General features: G+C 72.8%; 13 protein-coding genes. 11 read left to right on the top strand and 2 right to left on the bottom strand.

The window, feature by feature from the left end:
* From ABZW11_RS34790 to ABZW11_RS34770, 5 genes are all read left to right on the top strand, one after another.
* The coding region (locus ABZW11_RS34790; RefSeq protein ID WP_355426670.1) for a tetratricopeptide repeat protein at positions 1–2236 on the top strand (2236 nt) is incomplete at its 5' end.
* 125 nt (positions 2237–2361) lie between these two features.
* Positions 2362–4962, top strand: coding sequence for a rifamycin-inactivating phosphotransferase (gene rph / locus ABZW11_RS34785; RefSeq protein WP_355426667.1), 2601 nt, complete (start codon positions 2362–2364; stop codon positions 4960–4962).
* A 105-nt stretch (positions 4963–5067) separates the two neighbouring features.
* Complete coding sequence (locus ABZW11_RS34780) at positions 5068–5220, top strand: hypothetical protein (protein ID WP_355426665.1); 153 nt, start codon at positions 5068–5070, stop codon at positions 5218–5220.
* 610 nt (positions 5221–5830) lie between these two features.
* Entirely contained in the window at positions 5831–6562 is a 732-nt protein-coding gene (locus ABZW11_RS34775; protein WP_355426663.1) for an FCD domain-containing protein, read from the top strand.
* Between the two features lie 145 nt (positions 6563–6707).
* Positions 6708–7655, top strand: coding sequence for a U32 family peptidase (locus ABZW11_RS34770; protein WP_355426660.1), 948 nt, complete (start codon positions 6708–6710; stop codon positions 7653–7655).
* Positions 7656–7714: 59 nt separating this feature from the next.
* Here the strand turns inward: ABZW11_RS34770 and ABZW11_RS34765 are convergent, their stop codons facing one another.
* On the bottom strand, positions 7715–7936 hold the full coding sequence (locus tag ABZW11_RS34765) for a hypothetical protein (RefSeq protein ID WP_355426658.1): 222 nt from the start codon (positions 7934–7936) through the stop codon (positions 7715–7717).
* A gap of 354 nt (positions 7937–8290) precedes the next feature.
* On the opposite strand from ABZW11_RS34765, the gene ABZW11_RS34760 reads away from it, so the two are divergent.
* The 5 genes from ABZW11_RS34760 (at position 8291) to ABZW11_RS34740 (ending at position 16257) form a co-directional block, all read left to right on the top strand.
* Positions 8291–9613 (top strand): cellulose binding domain-containing protein, encoded by a 1323-nt coding sequence (locus ABZW11_RS34760; RefSeq protein ID WP_355426655.1) that lies wholly within the window; start codon positions 8291–8293, stop codon positions 9611–9613.
* Positions 9614–9950: 337 nt separating this feature from the next.
* Positions 9951–11003, top strand: coding sequence for a ketoacyl-ACP synthase III family protein (locus ABZW11_RS34755; protein WP_355426652.1), 1053 nt, complete (start codon positions 9951–9953; stop codon positions 11001–11003).
* Entirely contained in the window at positions 11000–11305 is a 306-nt protein-coding gene (locus ABZW11_RS34750) for a phosphopantetheine-binding protein (protein WP_355426649.1), read from the top strand. The genes ABZW11_RS34755 and ABZW11_RS34750 overlap by 4 nt, the downstream gene beginning before the upstream one ends.
* Positions 11306–11317: 12 nt before the next feature.
* Positions 11318–12361 (top strand): ketoacyl-ACP synthase III family protein, encoded by a 1044-nt coding sequence (locus tag ABZW11_RS34745; protein WP_355426646.1) that lies wholly within the window; start codon positions 11318–11320, stop codon positions 12359–12361.
* Between the two features lie 23 nt (positions 12362–12384).
* The gene (locus tag ABZW11_RS34740; RefSeq protein WP_355426643.1) at positions 12385–16257 is read left to right on the top strand and encodes a beta-ketoacyl synthase N-terminal-like domain-containing protein; all 3873 of its coding nucleotides are present in this window, start codon (positions 12385–12387) and stop codon (positions 16255–16257) included.
* A 40-nt stretch (positions 16258–16297) separates the two neighbouring features.
* Here the strand turns inward: ABZW11_RS34740 and ABZW11_RS34735 are convergent, their stop codons facing one another.
* On the bottom strand, positions 16298–17005 hold the full coding sequence (locus tag ABZW11_RS34735) for an MBL fold metallo-hydrolase (RefSeq protein ID WP_355426640.1): 708 nt from the start codon (positions 17003–17005) through the stop codon (positions 16298–16300).
* 93 nt (positions 17006–17098) lie between these two features.
* On the opposite strand from ABZW11_RS34735, the gene ABZW11_RS34730 reads away from it, so the two are divergent.
* On the top strand, positions 17099–17632 hold the full coding sequence (locus ABZW11_RS34730) for a WHG domain-containing protein (protein WP_355426638.1): 534 nt from the start codon (positions 17099–17101) through the stop codon (positions 17630–17632).
* Positions 17633–17712: the final 80 nt, after the last annotated feature.

The raw sequence follows: 17712 nt of genomic DNA, 5'->3' as shown, positions 1-17712 counted from the left end.
CGGCCACGCCGACTTCGTCGGCCGGCACGCCGAGACGGCCGCGGTGACGGCCGCCCTGCTGCCGGCGCGCGACGACTCCTCCGCGCCGCCGGTCAGCGCCATCTCGGGGCCGGGCGGCGTGGGCAAGACCACGCTGGCCGTGCACGTCGCACACCGGCTGCGGGGCGAGTTCCCCGACGGCCAGCTCTACATCGACCTGCGCGGCTGCGAGCGGCACCCGCTCGACCCGGCCGAGGCGCTGGCCAGGTTCCTGCGCGCGCTCGGCATGGACAGCTCGGCGCTGCCCGCCGACCTCGACCAGCGCGCCGAGCTCTACCGCGAGCGGATCGCCGACTCGCGCCACCTCGTGGTGCTCGACAACGCGGCCGGCGAGGCCCAGCTGCGCCCGCTCATGCCGGGCACGCGCGGCTGCGCGGTCCTGATCACCAGCAGGCACCGGCTGGCCACGCTGCCCGCCGCGCAGCGCGTCGATCTCGGCGTCCTGCCCGTCGCGGACGCGGTCGAGCTGCTCGGCAACATCATCGGCGCCGACAAGACCGCGCAGGCGCCCGACGAGGCCCGCGACCTCGTACGCCTGTGCGGCGGGCTGCCGCTGGCCGTGCGCATCGCGGGCGCCAAGCTCGCCGCCCGCCCCTACTGGAGCCTCGGCCACCTGGTCTCGCGCATGAGCGACGTCCGCGGCCGGCTCAGCCAGCTCGCCCACGGCTCCGACGAGGTCAGGGCCAGCATCGGCGTCGGCTACCAGGGCCTGCCGCCGCAGGCGCAGCGCATGTTCTGCCGGCTCGGCCTGCTGGAGGCGCCGGACTTCCCCGTCTGGGCCGGGGCCGCGCTGCTCGACGTCTCCGAGGACGCCGCCGAGCAGCTGATCGAGCAGCTCGCCGACGTGCGGCTGCTCGAAGTGGCCGGTCAGGGCGCAGACGGGGCCGTCCGGTTCCGCTTCCACGACCTGACCAGGGCGTACGCGCGCGAACGCGCCGAGGCGGAGGAGGACGATCACGAGCGGGCGGCGGCGCTGCGCCGCGTATTCAGCGGCTGGCTGGCCCTGACCAGGCACGCGCACGTCCGGCTGTGCGGCGGCGACTACCGCGTCGTGCACGGCGGCGGCATCGTCTGGCGGCCGGGCACCCCCGGCCACCTCGTACGCGACCCGCTCGCCTGGATCGAGGCCGAGCGGGCCAACGTCGTCGCCGGCGTCCGCCAGTGCGCCGCCCTCGGCTTCGGCGAGCTGTGCTGGGACTGGGCCACCAGCGCCATGAGCCTGTTCGAGACCCGCGGCCTGCGCGACGAGTGGCTCGCCACCCACGAGACCGCCCTGCACGCCGCCCGCCTGTCGGGCGACGTCCGCGGCCAGGCCGCCATGCTGCACGGCCTGGCCCGCCTGCACTTCGCCCAGGACGACCTGACCGGCTGCGCGGCCGCCCTGGAGGAGGCCCTGGCCCTGTTCGAGAAGGCCGACGACCGGTACGGGCGCGCGCTGGCCCTGGTCACCCTGGCCGAGCTGGCCCGCCTCCAGGGCCGCAACGCCGACGCGCTGGCCCACTACGAGGCGGCGGCCGACGGTCTCGCGCAGGCCGGCGACCGCAGCACGGAGATCACCGTCGTGCGCGGCATCGGCCGCATCCACTTCAACCAGAACCGGCTGGAGCTGGCCGAGCCGTTCATCCGGCGGGCGATCAGGCTCGCCGACGACACCGGCGACGTGCGCTCGCGGGAGTTCACCAGGATCGTGCTGGGGGAGATCGAGCTGGCCCGCGGCGATCGGGCCGCCGCCGAGGGCAGCTTCCGCCAGGCGCTCGACGGGCTGGACGCGCTCGGGTTCCCGAGCGGCATCGCGTACGCGGCGCTGGGCCTGGCCGAGGCCAGGCTGGCACGGGACGACGTCGCGGGTGCCGAGCGGCTGCTGCTGCGCAGCCTCGCGATCTACCGCGACACCGACGACCACGTGGGTCAGGCCCGCGTGCTGTTCACCACGGCGCAGCTGTGGCGCAGGCAGGGCCGTACGAACGAGGCCGCCGCCACGCTGCGCGAGGTCATCGGCATCTGCCAGGCGATTCCCGCGCCGCGCCGGCAGGGGCTGGCGCTGCGCGCGCTGGGCGACGTGCACCGCGACACCGGGGACCTGGCCGCCGCCGTGGAGGCGTGGCGGGAGGCGCTGGAGATTTTACGTGCGACGGGTGCGCCGGAGGCCGACGGGGTGGCCGCGCTGCTGGAGTCGTACGGCGCTCAACAGCAGTGATGGGGAAGCGGCGGGAACCTCCCGCCGGTTTCACTGTATAGCAGATGAGCGCGCCTCATGAGAAACCGGGAAATGGTTCATACTGCCCGTTGCCATCGCCCCGACGACACTCTGGAGCAACGGACGTGCCTTTTGTACTGGCTTTCGACCAGGCCGACGCGACCGACGCCGCCCACACCGGCGGGAAGGGAGCCCACCTGGCCGAGCTCACCCGCGTCGACGGCGTACGTGTGCCGGACGGCTTCTGCGTCACCACCGACGCCTACCGGCGGGTCGTGGCAGACGCCATCGAACCGCACCTCGACCTGCTGGCCGCCGCCGACCCCGACGACCGCGCGGCCATCGCCGCGCTGAGCGCCGCCGCGCGCCGGGCCGTCGAGGACGTCACGATCCCCGAGGACCTCGCCGCCGAGATCGCCGCCGCGCTCTCCCGGCTCGGCGAGCACACCCCCTGCGCGGTACGCTCCAGCGCCACCGCCGAGGACCTGCCGACCGCGTCCTTCGCCGGCCAGCAGGACTCCTACCTCAACGTCTCGGGCCCCCAGGAGGTCCTGCGGCACGTACGGCGCTGCTGGGCCTCCCTGTTCACCGAGCGCGCGGTGACCTACCGCGCCCGCAACGGCTTCGACCACCGCAAGGTGCAGATGGCCGTGGTCGTGCAGCGCATGGTCGCCCCCGAGGCGGCCGGCGTGCTGTTCACGGCCGACCCGGTCACCTCCAACAGGAAGGTCGCCACGGTGGAGGCCGTGTGGGGGCTCGCCGACGCCCTCGTCTCCGGCCAGGCTCCCGCCGACGTCTACACCGTCCGCGACGACCGCGTGCTGACCGCGCAGGTCGCCACCAAGGCCCACGCCGTGCTGGCGGCGCGGGACGGCGGCACGCGGGACGTACCGGTCGAGCCCGAGCGCCAGACCGCGCCGGCGCTCACCGGTGAGCAGGCGGTCGAGCTCGTACGCCTCGGCCGGCGCATCGAGACGCACTTCGGCCATCCGCAGGACATCGAGTGGTGCCTGACCGGCGACGGCTTCCACATCGTGCAGAGCCGGGCCATCACCACCCTCTTCCCCATCCCCGACGCCGGCGACCAGGGCCCTCACCTCTACCTCTCCGTCGGCCACCAGCAGATGATGACCGACGCCATGCGCCCGCTCGGCCTGTCGGTGTGGCAGCTCACCACGCCGCGGCCGATGCAGGAGGCGGGCGGGCGGCTGTTCGCCGACGCCACTCCCATCCTGGCGACCGCCGCCCGCACCCCGTTCCTGGAGATGCTGGCCAAGTCGGACCCGCTGTTCCTGGACGCCGTCCAGACCGTGCTCGACCGCGGCTTCATCCCGCTGTCGGAGGACGCCCCCGGCGCCGACCTGCCGCACACTCTCGTCGGCCCCGGCGACGCCGTCGAGACCGATCCGGCCATCGTCACCGAGCTCATCAGGCGCAACGCAGACTCGGTGGCCGCCCTGCGGCGCGAGATCGCCGGCCTGACCGGGCCTGAGCTGCTCGACTTCATCCATGACGACTTCGGCGAGCTGCGGCGGCTGCTGTTCGACCCGCGCGGCACCCAGGTCATCATGGCCGGCATGAACGCCGCCGTCTGGCTCAACGAGCACCTCGAAGAGTGGCTCGGCGAGAAGAACGCGGCCAACGTGCTCTCCCAGTCCGTCCCGCACAACGTCACCGCCGAGATGGGGCTCGCCCTGCTCGACGTCGCCGACGTCGTCCGCCCGCACGCCGAGGTCGTCGCGTTCCTCGGGCGCGTCGCCGACGAGCGTCGCGAGGGCGCCGCCTTCCTCGACGAGCTGGCCGGCCTGCCCGGCGGCCCCGAGGCCCGCGACGCCATCGTCGCCTACCTCGACACGTACGGCATGCGCTGCGCCGGCGAGATCGACATCACCAGGACCCGCTGGAGCGAGAACCCCGCCGAGCTGCTGCCCGCCCTCCTCGGCAACGTCGCCGGCTTCCCGCCCGGAGCGGGAAAGCAGCACTTCGAGCGCGGCCTGGAGGAGGCGCGCCGCAAGGAGCGGGACGTCCTGACCCGCCTGCGCGCCCTGCCGGACGGTGAGCACAAGGCCGAGGAGACCAAGCGGATGATCGACCGCGTGCGCACCTTCACCGGCTACCGCGAATACCCCAAGTTCGGCATGATCAGCCGCTACTTCGTCTACAAGCAGGCGCTGCTCGGCGAGGCCGCCAGGCTCGTCGCGGCCGGCGTGCTGCGCGAGCCGTCCGACCTGTACTTCCTGCGCTTCGACGAGCTGCGGGACGCCGTCCGCACCGGCAAGGCGGACGCCGCGCTCATCCGCGAGCGGCGCGAGGCGTTCCGCACCCACCAGACGCTCACCCCGCCCCGCGTCATGACGTCCGACGGCGAGGCGCTCACCGGCCAGTACCGCCGCGCCGACCTCCCGCCCGGCGCACTGCCCGGCATGCCCGTCTCAGCCGGCACCGTCGAGGGCCGGGCCCGCGTCGTCACCGACATGGCCCAGGCGAGGCTCGAAAAGGGCGACATCCTGGTCACCGCCTACACCGACCCCAGCTGGACCCCGCTGTTCGTGGCCGTCGCCGGACTGGTGACGGAGGTCGGCGGCCTCATGACGCACGGGGCGGTCATCGCCCGCGAATACGGCCTGCCCGCCGTCGTGGCGGTCAACCGCGCCACCCACCTGATCCGCGACGGCCGGCGCATCCGCGTCCACGGCAGCGACGGCTACGTCGAACTCCTCGACTGAGGCTTCCCGTCCGGCTCGCGACGATCTCGTCGTGGTCAGGCGTGGCGACAAGCACGTGATCGTCAATCTGGCAGCCAGCAGGTGACCTGCGAGTGCGCTGCTGGCGTGGAGGGCGTGCGATGGCCGGAGGCGGGGACGTGGTGGCCGGACGACGTGGACGTCGAGCACCTTCGCGCCCGCTCCGACGTCATCGGCGGCGGCAACGGGGTCTGGGTGATCCGTTCCGGGGCCGCCGCACGGGACTTCGCCGGCCACTGAGCTACTCCCCGCGCGGTACGGGCGGCTCGGCAGCCACGCCAAGGAGGTGAATGACGCCCAGCGCACGATCACCCAGGTCCTGGTGCACGAGCCCGCCACCTGGGTGCTCGGCGACCGGCGGGCCCCCGCCGACCCGCCGCGCTACCTCGTCCGCGTCACCGTCCTCGCGTCGTGGCGTAAGGACATGTGCGAGCCCATCCCCGCGCATCGTCACCCTGGTGCACGAGGGCGTCCGGTACGGCTTCTGCAACGGGCTGTGCCGCCGGGCGTTCGCCGACGAGCACGGCCTGTCGCTCAGCCGGCGGGACGCGTCCTAGCGGTGCGCGTCCTAGGCGGTGCGCGTCCAGACACGCATCGCGGACGGGCCCTTGGTTCCGGCTACCTTGGCACTCATCAGATAACTGTGCAAGAGCCTCGGCGCATCTCGCCGCTCCCGGCACGGCTGTGACGTGGGACATCCCGGTGAAACCGGTGCTCTGTCGGCTCGTGAAGCCGGTTGCTTGGTGTGGACCTATCAGATATGTGTGGAAGTCCTAGTCGTGAGAAGGTCGAACAGGAGCAGGGAACCGGACGGGCCGGGGCCCGACATGCCGGACTCGGCAGGGGAACGATGGCCGATGACACTGAGCTGAACGGCGAGTCGCGCACCGCGGGCGTGGTGCGGCACCTGGAGGAGCTGATCTTCGACGGCGACCTGCAGCCGGGTCAGTTCCTCCCGTCGGAGGGCGAGCTGGCCACCGCGATGGGCGTCAGCCGGCTCACCGTACGCGAGGGCGTACGCACGCTGGAGGCCCGCGGCCTGCTCGAAGTGCGCCGCGGCCGGCGTCCCGCCGTCGCCCACCCCAACGCGGCCCCGCTGAGCGGCTTCTTCGCCGCCTCCCTGCGCCGCGACCCGCGTAACCTGCTCGAACTCGTCGAGGTACGCCTGGCGCTGGAGGTGCACGCCACCACGCTCGCCGCCCAGCAGGCCACCCGCACCGCGCTGTCCTCGCTCGAGCTGGCCTACGACACCATGCGGCAGGCCACCGACGAGGAGTCGTTCAACCAGGCCGACGTGCGCTTCCACGCCGTGCTCGCCGCCGCGAGCGGCAACCAGGTGATCAGTTTCCTCATCGAGGCGATGGACGAGCCCATGCACGAGAGCCGGCTGCGCAGCCTGCGCGGTCACCTCGCCAGGGGACGCTCGATGGACGACATCATGGACGAGCACGCCCGCATCCTGGCCGCCGTACGTGAGCGCGACGCCCGCGCCGCCGCCGAGGCCATGCGCGAGCACCTCGTCCAGACCCGCATGGACCTGCGCGCCTTCCTCGCCCTGCCCACCGCCGACGGCCAGGGCTGACCCCGTCCCGCGCAGCCCCCTGCTCATCCCTTGGAGACACAGTGAAGATCACCGAAGTCGAGACCATCGTCGTCGGCAGCCCATGGCAGGAGCTGACGTTCGTCGAGCTCACCACCGACGACGCCAACGTCGAGGCGGTGCGGTCATGACCGCGAACCTGCCGCGCCCCGCCGAGCTGCTGGCCACGCTCGGGCTGCCGGACGGCGACCGGCACGACCTGCCCGCCTCGTCACGCCGGTTCCCCGACGGCGCGCAGTACCGCGTGGAGATCCCCAGCGTCGAGGGCCCCGAGTGCCTGGCGGCCGTGCTGGAGGCCGCGCGCACGCTCGACGTGCCGGTCACCCGCGTCTCCCAGGGCACCGGCGTCGGCCTGCTCACCGATGCCGAGCTGGGGGAGATGGCCGCGCTGGCGGCCTCCGCGGGCGTCGAGGTCAGTCTCTTCGCCCGGCCCTGCGCGGGCTGGGACGCCTCCGCGATGGCCCGCAGCCCCGCCGGCTCCATCCTCGCGCCGGCCGCGCGCGGCCAGGACCAGGTCGCGGCGGTGCTCGACGAGATCCTGCGGGCCGCCGAGCACGGCTTCCGCAGCGTGCTCATCGCCGACCTCGGCGTGCTGTCGATCTTCGGCAGGCTCAGGGCCGCCGGGCACCTGCCGCCCGACATGCAGGCCAAGGTCTCGGTCATGCTGCCCGCCGCCAACCCCGAGTCCGCGCGCGTGCTGGAGGACCTCGGCGCCGACAGCCTCAACCTGCCCACCGACCTGACGCTCGCGCAGATCGCCGCGATCCGCGCCGCCGTGGACATCCCGCTCGACGTGTACGTGGAGGCGCCCGACAACGTCGGCGGCTTCGTCCGCCATTACGAACTGCCCGCCCTCGTCGAGGTCGCCGCGCCGGTGCACGTCAAGTTCGGCCTGCGCAACGCGCCCGACGTCTACCCGGCGGGCACCCACCTGCTGCCCACCACCGTGGCGCTCTCCCGCGAACGGGTGCGCCGCGCCCGCCTCGGCCTCGACCTGCTGGCCCGCCACCGGCCCGGCGCGCACGGCACCGCGCCGGGAGCCGAGGGCGCGCGGCTGCGCATCCCCGTTCCCTGAAACGGCATGCCGCCCCCGCCGCCCCGGTCCGTCCCCACGGGCCGGGGCGGTCGCGTGCGTCAGGTGTAGAGGAAGTAGTAGCGGTAGCGGCTCTCCCACTCGCACTTGTAGGCGTGCCACCAGCCCTGGGCGACGCCCTGGCGGCCGACCCGCTCGCAGTCGGACTGGTTCTTGAAGACGCCGACGAGCTGGGTGGTGGCCTGTGCCGGAGTGGCGCCGATCGTCAGCGACAGTGCGAGCGCCATGATGGTGGTGCTGACAACTGCGCGGGCCTTACGCATTCGTCCTCCTGGGACTGGGGGGATCATGACGCCGGACAATATCACTTACCGAGCGCCGTGAGAATTGTCAGGCACGATTCAACGGCAGCCATTCCCAGGGGCTTTTTCCGGCACGATCACCGCTGGTAATGTCAACGTCACTGTTTCGGGATGTAGGAAAACAGCCGTCGAACGCCTCGGGGGCGGGTATCCGACCGGCTGTACGCTCCCGTGCTGATCTTGGTGCTTAAGTACGATTTATGCAGGTTTATCGTTGCATTGGCGGGCGAGCGGGAAAACTTTGACCATTCTCGCTCCGGTGTCATATGGTCGGCGCCGCCCATATCGAGTGAGCCGATCATCCGGAGCCGCACCATGCACGCTCGACCCCGCACGGCCACGATCGTCTGCATGGCGATGGCCCTGCTGGCAGCCGTCGGTCTCTCAGCAGCCTTACCCCGGCCGGCGCACGCAGCGCAGGTCGTCACCGATATCGCGTACGCACCCGCGCAGCCCGCCGGCAGCCGTGGCCACCTGCTCGACCTCTACCTCCCCGACACCGGCACCGCGCCGAGGCCATTGCTCATCTGGCACACCGGCTCGGCCTGGAGCAGCGACGACGGCAAGGCGGGCGCCGACGCGATCGCCGCCATCTTCAACCCGCTCGGCTTCGCCGTGGCCGGCGTCAGCGTCCGCAGCAGCACCCAGGCGATCTTCCCCGCCCAGGTGCACGACATCAAGGCGGCCATCAGGTGGCTGCGCGCCAACGCGGCCACGTACCAGATCGACCCCAACCGCTTCGCGATCGCGGGCGACTCGTCGGGCGGCTGGCTGACCGAGATGGCGGTCTTCTCCGGCGGCGTCGCCGCCCTCGAAGGCAACATCGGCGTCACCGGCGTCTCCAGCGCCGTGCAGACCGGGCTCGCCTTCTACAGCCCCACCGACTTCCTGCAGATGAACGCCCAGAACCTGCCGGGCGGCGGCCTCGACCACAACTCGCCGGCCTCTCCCGAGTCGCTGCTGGTCGGCTGCGCGATCCAGACGTGCCCGGGGACGGTCGCGCAGGCCAACCCCATGACGTACGTCGACGCCAACGACCCGCCGCTGCTGTTCCTGCACGGCCAGGCCGACTTCCTGGTGCCGCACGGCCAGAGCGAGCTGCTTTTCAACCGCATCAAGGCGCAGTGCGGGCGCGCCACGTTCGTCTCGGTGCCGGCCGCCGACCACATGATGGACCAGATCATGGACCCCGCCCAGTACGGCGCCGAGACCGTCCGCACCACCGCCAACTGCGGCGAGACCGCCCGCGTCGGCACGCTCAACGCCACGTGGGGCAACTTCACCACGTTCCTGCGCGGCGGCCTGCAACTGGGCACCTCCTGCGAGGTCACGTACGCGACCGGCACGTGGAACGGCGCCTTCAACGGCAGCGTGACCATCAGGAACACCGGCACCACCCCCGTCACCGGCTGGACCGTCACCTGGACCTGGCCGGGCAACCAGGCGATCAGCACCGCATGGAACGCCACCGTCACCCAGACCGGCGCCCAGGTGACCGCCCGCGACGCGGGACACAACACCTACATCGGCCCCGGCTCCAGCCAGAGCTTCGGCTTCTCGGCCACCGCCACCGGCTCGAACAACCCGCCCGCCCAGTTCAAGATGAACGGCGTCACCTGCACCAGAGTGCTCGGCTGAGACCGCCGAGCCGGGCCCGCGCGGAAAGGCGGGCCCGGCGCTCGCACGCATTCCGAATTGCATTCGGCGAAATGCCGCGGAAAAGCGCCGGTAATGCAACACGTTCCGTCCGGCGCCGGTCACGATATGTCGCCGACCAAATACTGGACACCGCCATTGCCTCGCCCGGCGGGCCGCCCCTATCCTTGCCGTGAAAAACGGCCCGCCGGCCCATTCCACGGTTTATCACCCACCGGGGCGGGCTCTTGATATCCCCGGACCCCGCGCCATTCAGCAGCGGTCGCCTTCCCGTGCCCGAAGGCCGTCGTCCGGGATCGTCGATGAGTAAAGGGGACGTGTGCGTACCTCGAATATGTTCGTCAGAAGCCTCGGCGTCCACGTACCGGAGAGTGTGAGCGTCGAGTACGCGGTCCGCGAGGGCTGGTACCCGGCGGAGGAGGCGGAGCGTTACCGGCAGCTCGGCGCGGCCGTGGCAGGAGACATGCCGGCGCCCGAGATGGCGCGGCTCGCCGCCCTCGACGCCTACGACCGCTGGGACGAGTCCGCGCCCCGCGACCTCGACCTGCTGCTCTACCCGTCGGTCTGGCACCAGGGCCCGAACGGCTGGCAGCCCCAGCACTACCTGCAGCAGCACCTGCTCGGCGGCCACGTGCCCGCCTTCGAGATCAGGAGCGGCTGCGTCGGCATGATCAGCTCGCTGGAGCTGGCGGCCGGCTACCTGTGCGCCGACGACGCGCGCGAGACGGCCATGGTCGTCTCCGCCGACAACCACGGCACCCCGCTCGTGGACCGCTGGCGGATGACCCCGGGCGCGCTCATCGGCGACGCCGCCGCCGCGATGATCCTCGGCAAGGAGTACGGCATGGCCGAGCTCCTGTCGGTCAACGTCGCCGTGATCCCCGAGGCCGACGCCGTCAACGACGGCGCCTACCCGCTGTTCCCCCCGGACGCCACCGTCGGGCGCGGGCTCAGCTTCTCCGACCGGCACGAGGAGTTCCGCCAGAAGCTGCTCCAGAAGCAGGGCACCGGCATCCACCTCACCATCCAGAAGACGATGATGCAGCAGGTCGAGCAGACCCTCGACGAGGCCGGCATCGAGCTCGGCGACATCACGCGGGTGGCCTTCCCGCACGGCAGGCGCGAGGACCTCGACGGGCAGATGTCCTGGCTGGGCATCGAGGAGGACCAGACGACCTGGGACTACGGGCGGCGCGTCGGCCACTGCGGCGCGGTCGACCAGTTCATCGCCTTCGAGCACCTGCTCGCGACCGGCGGGCTCAAGGCCGGCGACCACCTGCTCATGGTCGGGTTCGGCTCCGGCACCTCCGTCGCCGCGGCGGCCTTCCGCGTCCTTTCCCCCCGCCCCGTCACGAAGGAAACCCGCGCATGACCGAGCCCACCGAGCCCACCGAGCCCACCGAGAACCTCACTGGGAACCCCACCGGAAACCTCACCGGGAAGCTGATCGCCTTCATCCAGGACAACCTCGTCCAGGACGGCGACGACCTCACCATCGACGCGGCCACCCCGCTGCTCGCCTCCGGCCTGCTCGACTCCCTGCGCACCGCGCGGCTGCTCAACTACCTCCGCAAGGACCTCGGCGTCCCCGTCCCCGCCGCCAAGCTCGACCCCGAGAACTTCCGCGACGTCGCCACCATCGCCGCGATGGTCACCGAACTCGAATCCGTCTAGCGGGGAGCGGGCATGCGGTACGCGGACACCTACATCGGCGGCGTGGGAACCTACCTCCCGCGCACCGTCGTCAGCGTCGAGAAGGCCGTCGCCAAGGGCTGGTACCCGGCCGAGGAGGCCGACCTGCACCAGCTCGGCGGCGCGGCCGTGGCCGGCGACACGCCGGCGCCCGAGATGGCCCTGCACGCGGCGCGCAGCGCGCTCAAGCGCAGCGGACGCACGCCCGGCGACCTCGGCCTCCTCCTGTACGCCTCCACCTGGCACCAGGGCCCCGACGGCTGGCCACCGCACTCCTACCTGCAACGCCACCTCGTCGGCGGCGACGCCCTGGCCACCGAGATCCGGCAGGGCTGCAACGGCATGTTCATCGCCCTCCAGCTCGCGGCCGGCCACCTGCACGCCGACCCCGCCCAGACCGCTGCCCTGCTGGTGGCGGCCGACAACTACGGCACTCCGCTCATGGACCGCTGGCGCATGGGCCCCGGCTACATCGGCGGCGACGCCGCCGCCGCGCTCGTCCTGACCAAGGAGCCCGGCTTCGCCCGCCTGGCCTCCGTCTGCACGACGACCGTGACCGAGGCCGAGGAGCTGCACCGGGGCAGCGAACCCCTCTTCCCGCCCGGCGTCACCGTCGGCAGGAAGATGAGCTTCGCCGCCCGCAACGACCAGTTCCGCCGCCAGGTCATGCCCGCCGGCGAGGCCACCGCCGCGCTGTTCTCCATCCAGCGGGCCCTCGAAGAGGTCGTCGAGCAACTGCTCGCCGAGAGCGGCATCCAGGCCGCCGACCTCACCAGGGTCGCGTTCATGAACTACTCGCGGGAGATCGTCGAGCAGCGCTGCATGGCCCTGCTCGACCTGCCCATGTCCCGCTCCACCTGGGACTACGGCCGCACCATCGGCCACTGCGGCGCCGCCGACCAGGTCCTGTCCCTCGACCACCTGCTCCTCACCGGCCGGCTCGGCCCAGGCGACCACCTGCTCATGCTGGGCACCGGGCCCGGCGTGACCGTCTCCGGCGCCGTCATCGAGATCATCGACACCCCTCCATGGCTCTGAACACCGAAGGGAAACCGACGCGCATGGCCGACAGCCCCCGCGCAGACCGTCCAGAACCCGTGGCGGTGATCGGCATCGGCTGCCGCCTGCCCGGCGACGTGCACGCACCGGACGAGTTCTGGGACCTGCTGCGCGCCGGCCGCAACACCACCGCGCCGCTGCCCGACGGCCGGTGGCGCCCGTACGAGCGGCGCAGCCCCGAGGACGCCGCCGCGCTGCGCGCCGCCGTACGTCATGGCAGCTTCCTGCGCGACATCGACGGCTTCGACGCCGAGTTCTTCGGCCTGTCGCCGCGCGAGGCCGAGCTGATGGACCCGCAGCAGCGCCTGCTCATGGAGACCGCGTGGGAGGCCCTGGAGCACGCGGGCGTGCCGCCGCACACGCTGGCCGGCACCGACGCCGGCGTGTTCGTCGGCGTCTGCACCGCCGACTACGGCGGCAGGCTGCTCGAAGACCTGCCCCAGATCGAGGCGTGGACCGGGATCGGCGCCGCCACCTGCGCCGTCGCCAACCGCGTCTCCTACTCCCTCGACCTGCGCGGCCCCAGCATGGCGATCGACACCGCCTGCTCGGCGTCGCTGGTCGCCCTCCACCTCGCCGCGCAGAGCCTGCGGCTCGGCGAGAGCGACGTCGCCCTGGCCGGCGGCGTCAACCTGCTCGCCACGCCGGGCCAGACCCTCACCCTCGGCACCGCGGGCGCCCTCGCGCCCGACGGGCGCTCCAAGTCGTTCGACGCCGGCGCCGACGGCTACGGGCGCGGTGAGGGCTGCGGCGTCGTCGTGCTCAAGCGGCTGTCGGACGCGCGGCGCGACGGCGACCGCGTCCTCGCGCTCGTCATCGGCAGCGCCGTCAACCAGGACGGCCACACCAACGGCATCATGGCGCCCTGCGGCGAGGCCCAGGAGCACGTGATGGCCCGCGCCTGCCGCCAGGCCGGGGTCGAGCCGTCCACCGTCGACTACGTCGAGGCGCACGGCACCGGCACCCGGCTCGGCGACCCGCTGGAGGCCGCCGCGCTGTCGGCCGTCTACGGCGCCGCCCGTCCCCCTGGCGACCCGTGCCTCATCGGCTCGGTCAAGTCGAACATCGGCCACCTCGAAGGCGCGGCCGGCATCGCCGGCGTCATCAAGGCCGTGCTCGCCCTGCACCGCGCCGAGATCCCGCCGACCGTCCTGACCACCCTGAACCCGGCCATCCCCTGGGAGAGCTCGGGCCTGCGCGTGGTGACCGAGCCCACCGCCTGGCCGACCCGCGACCACCCCCGCAGGGCGGGCGTCTCCAGCTTCGGCTACGGCGGCACGGTGGCCCACATCCTCCTGGAACAGGCGCCTCCCGTCGAAGAGCGGCCCGAGGAAGGGACTGTGGGCGAGCGCCTCTTCCCCCTGTCCGCCGCCTCCACCCAGGCCCTCCGCGTGTACGCGGCCCGCCTCGCCGACCACATCGAGACCGGCCCCGGTCCGGCGTCGTCCGAGCCCGGCTCGGCGTCTGGCGGGGCTGGGCCGGCGTCGTCCGAGCCCGGATCTGGGCCGGCGTCGGTTGGGCACACGCTGGCGCTGCGCCGTACCCACCTGGCTCGCCGTGCGGTCGTGACCGCCGCCGGGCGGGACGACCTCGTCGCCGCGCTGCGGCGGCTCGCCGACGACGTGCCCGCCGAGACCGTCATCATCGGGGACGTGCTGCCGGACCTCGGGCCCGGGCCCGTGTGGGTGTTCGCCGGGCAGGGGTGCCAGTGGCGCGGGATGGGGCGTGAGCTGCCGGCCGTGCCGGAGTTCGCCGCCCTGGTCGACGAGGTCGAGCCGATCTTCGCCGAGGAGATCGGGTTCTCGCCCCGCCAGGTCCTGACCGACGGTGACCTCGACGCCATCGACCGCGTCCAGACCATGATCTTCGTCATGCAGCTCGGCCTCGCCCGGCTCTGGAACGCCTACGGCGTCGAACCCGTGGCCGTCATCGGGCACTCCGTCGGCGAGATCGCCGCCGCGGTGACCGCCGGCGCCATGAGCGTCGCCGACGGCGCCCGCCTCATCTGCCGCCGCTCCCGGCTGCTGCGCCAGGCCGCGGGCAAGGGAGCGATGGCCATGGTCGGGCTGTCGTTCGAGGAGGCGTCGGAGCGGCTGGCCGGGCGTACCGACCTGGTGGCGGCCATCGCGTCGGCGCCCGGATCGACCGTGCTGTCCGGCGACCCGGCCGCCGTCGAGGCCGTGCTGGACGAGTGGCCCGCCGAGGGCATCATCGTCCGGCGGGTCGCCTCCGACGTCGCCTTCCACAGCCCGCAGATGGAGCCGCTGGCCGTCGAGCTGGCCGCCGCCACCGCCGGGCTCGCGTTCGGCGCGCCGCGCATCCCCATGTACACGACCACGCTGCCCGACCCCCGGTCCACGCCGGTGCCGGACAGCGCGTACTGGGCGGCCAACCTGCGCGACCCCGTACGGCTGGTCGCAGCGACGGCGGCCGCCGCCGAGGACGGTCACCGCGTGTTCCTGGAGATCTCACCGCACCCCGTCGTCGCGCACTCGATCACCGAGACGCTGTCGGAGCACGGCTACGAGGACGTCTTCGTCGGCACCACCCTGCGCCGCAACCAGCCCGAGCTGCCCACCTTCGAGGCCGCGGTCGGCACCGCCCACTGCCACGGCGTCGAGGTGGACTGGCGGCGCCTCCAGCCGTCCGGCGGCCTGACCACGCTGCCCCCGTACGCCTGGCAGCACCGCCGCCACTGGCGCGACCCGTCCACCTCGAACGACCACCCGGGCCACGACGCGGACTCCCACACCCTGCTGGGCGCCGTGACCAGCGTCGCCGGCAGCGACGTCCGCGTGTGGCGCACCAGCCTCCAGGACGCCGACCGCCCCTACCCGGGCAGCCACGCGCTCAACGGCGTCGAGATCGTGCCGGCCGCCGTCCTGGTCAACACGTTCCGGCAAGCGGCCGCCCAGGGATCGGACGAGGACGTCACGCTGACCGGCGTCGAGATGCTGCATCCCCTGATGACCGCGGAACGCCGGGAGATCCAGGTCGTCCACGAACCCCCGGCCGTCCGCCTCGCCGCCCGCACCCCGGCGGCTCCCGGCGAGCCGGAACCGGCCTGGCTCGTGCACGCCGCCGCCGACGTGTCGGCCGCCCGCCAGGTCAAGCCCGACGTCCTCCCGGACGCCGGCGACCTGCGCCCCCTCGACCCTGGCCACGTCCACCAGCGCCTGGCCTCCGTCGGGGTCCCGTCCACGGGCTTCGACTGGACGATCGGGGCCCTCCTCGGAGCCGAGGGCGCCCTCCGCGCCACCGTCCATGGGGAGCAGGGGAGCTGGTCGGCGGCGCTGGACGCGGCGATGTCCGTCGCGCCCTGCGTGTTCCCCGGAGATCCGGTGCTGCGCATGGTGGTGCGGATCGACGAGGTGGTCCTGACCGGCACGCCGCCGGCCACGGTGATCATCGACGCGGCGATGGACCCCGAGGCGGAGGACACCGTACGGGCGCTGATCGCCGACGTGGACGGCCGCGTGCTCGGCCACCTCACGGGACTGCGCTACCCGGTGATCGACGCCCCAGCCCCGGCGGAGGACGACCTGCGCGGCCCCGCCGAGTCGTTCACCGGCCTGTCACCCGAGGACCTGCGCGAGCGCGTGCAGCCCGAGGTCCGCGCGGAGATCGCGGCCGTGATGCGGCTGGACCCCGACGACCTGGCGCTCCGGCGTCCGCTCGTCGAGCAGGGACTGGACTCGGTGATGACCGTCATGGTCCGCCGCCGTCTGGAACGGCGCTTCGGCTGCCGCCTCCCGGCGACCCTGCTGTGGCAGCAGCCCACGATCACCGCGATCGCCGCCCACCTGGCCCAGCTCCTCACCGCTCCCCGCCCGGAGCCGGAGGCCCAGGACGGCCCGCCCCTGATCGCCGGCTGAGCAGCGGGCGGCCCGAGCCTCGGGCCGCCCGCCCAGGTCATCAGGCCTTTCTGATGGCGTCGGCGACCTCGGCGGGGGAGGCGTGCCAAGGGGCGCCGTGGCCGGGCAGGACCCACGACGCCCGCAAGCCGGCGATGCGGTCGAGCGAGGCGAGGGCCTCGGCCGGGTCGTCGGTGAAGGGGGCCGGTTGGGGGCCGACGCGGCCGGTCAGGACGTGGCGGGTCGTCAGTGCGTCGCCGACGCAGACCGCGTCGGCGATCGGGACGTGCACCGCCACGCTCCCCGGCGAGTGCCCCGGCATGCCCACGATGACCGGGCTGCCGGGCAGGTCGAGGACGTCCCCGTCGGCGATCTCGGTGACCTCCTTGACGTAGCGGGTGCGCAGGCCGTTCTTGCGCAGGGAGTAGGCGAAGAACCCGGCCGTGGGGCCGATCCGCATGGGACCCACCGCGACCTTGCCCTTCTCTCCCGTACGGGCGCGCGCCGCGTCGCCCGCGTGCACGAACACCGGCACGCCATGGGCGCTGCGCAGGCGTTCGGCGAACCCGAGGTGGTCGGAGTCGCCGTGCGTGAGGATCAGCCCGCGGACGTCGGCCTCGGTCTTGCCGAGGGCGCGCAGCTCGTCCTGCAGGTCCTGCCAGTGTCCTGGCAGGCCCGCGTCGATCAGCGTGATGCCCTCGGGGGTGTCGATGAGGTAGCACGCCACGATGTCGTTGCCGAGGCGGTGCAGATGAGGTGCGAGTCGCATGGTCTCTTCCGGGGGCCGTATGGAACTGATTCAATGGCTAATGTAGTTAGCCATCAAGGCTAACGTCAATAGCTTTCAAGAAGGAGGAAAAGGGTGCCGGCTCCCGAGAAGACCTCGCTGAGCAAGATCGTCGCCGCGGGACGCGAGTTGCTGGAGGAAGTCGGCCGGCAGGGACTGACGATGCAGAACGTCGCCGAGCGGGTCGGCGTCCGCGCTCCGTCCCTGTACAAGCACGTCGCCAACCGCGCGGCGCTGCTGACCGCCGTCGCGGAGGCCACCGTCGACGACCTGAGAGCCCAGGCGGAGGCGACCGACGGCTCCCTGGAGGAGTTGATGCGCAGTTACCGGCGCTTCGCCCACGCCAGGCCCGAGGGGTTCAGGCTCATGTTCGACGCCTCGACCGAGGCGCTCGCCCGGACGACCGAACCGGTGCTGCGCGCCTCGGGGCGGCTCGCCGGCGAGCAGCACGCCCTGGAGGCCGCACGCACGGTGACGGCCTGGGCCACCGGCTTCATCAACATGGAGCTCAGCGGGCACTTCCGGCTCGGCGGCGACGTGGAACAGGGCTTCGAGTACGGCCTGGCCACCATCTGCCGCGCGCTCGGCAACGGAGCCGGTCAGGGGTAGACGCCCGCCACCGGGGAAATGGCCAGGTACAAGGCCCGTGCGCGGCGATGCCGGACGATCCGGGGCCGCCACCAGGGACG

Origin of the sequence: Nonomuraea sp. NPDC004580 (assembly GCF_040609855.1) — a bacterium.
Taxonomy (GTDB): Bacteria; Actinomycetota; Actinomycetes; order Streptosporangiales; family Streptosporangiaceae; genus Nonomuraea; species Nonomuraea salmonea.
This window is presented reverse-complemented; position numbering and strand designations above follow the sequence as displayed.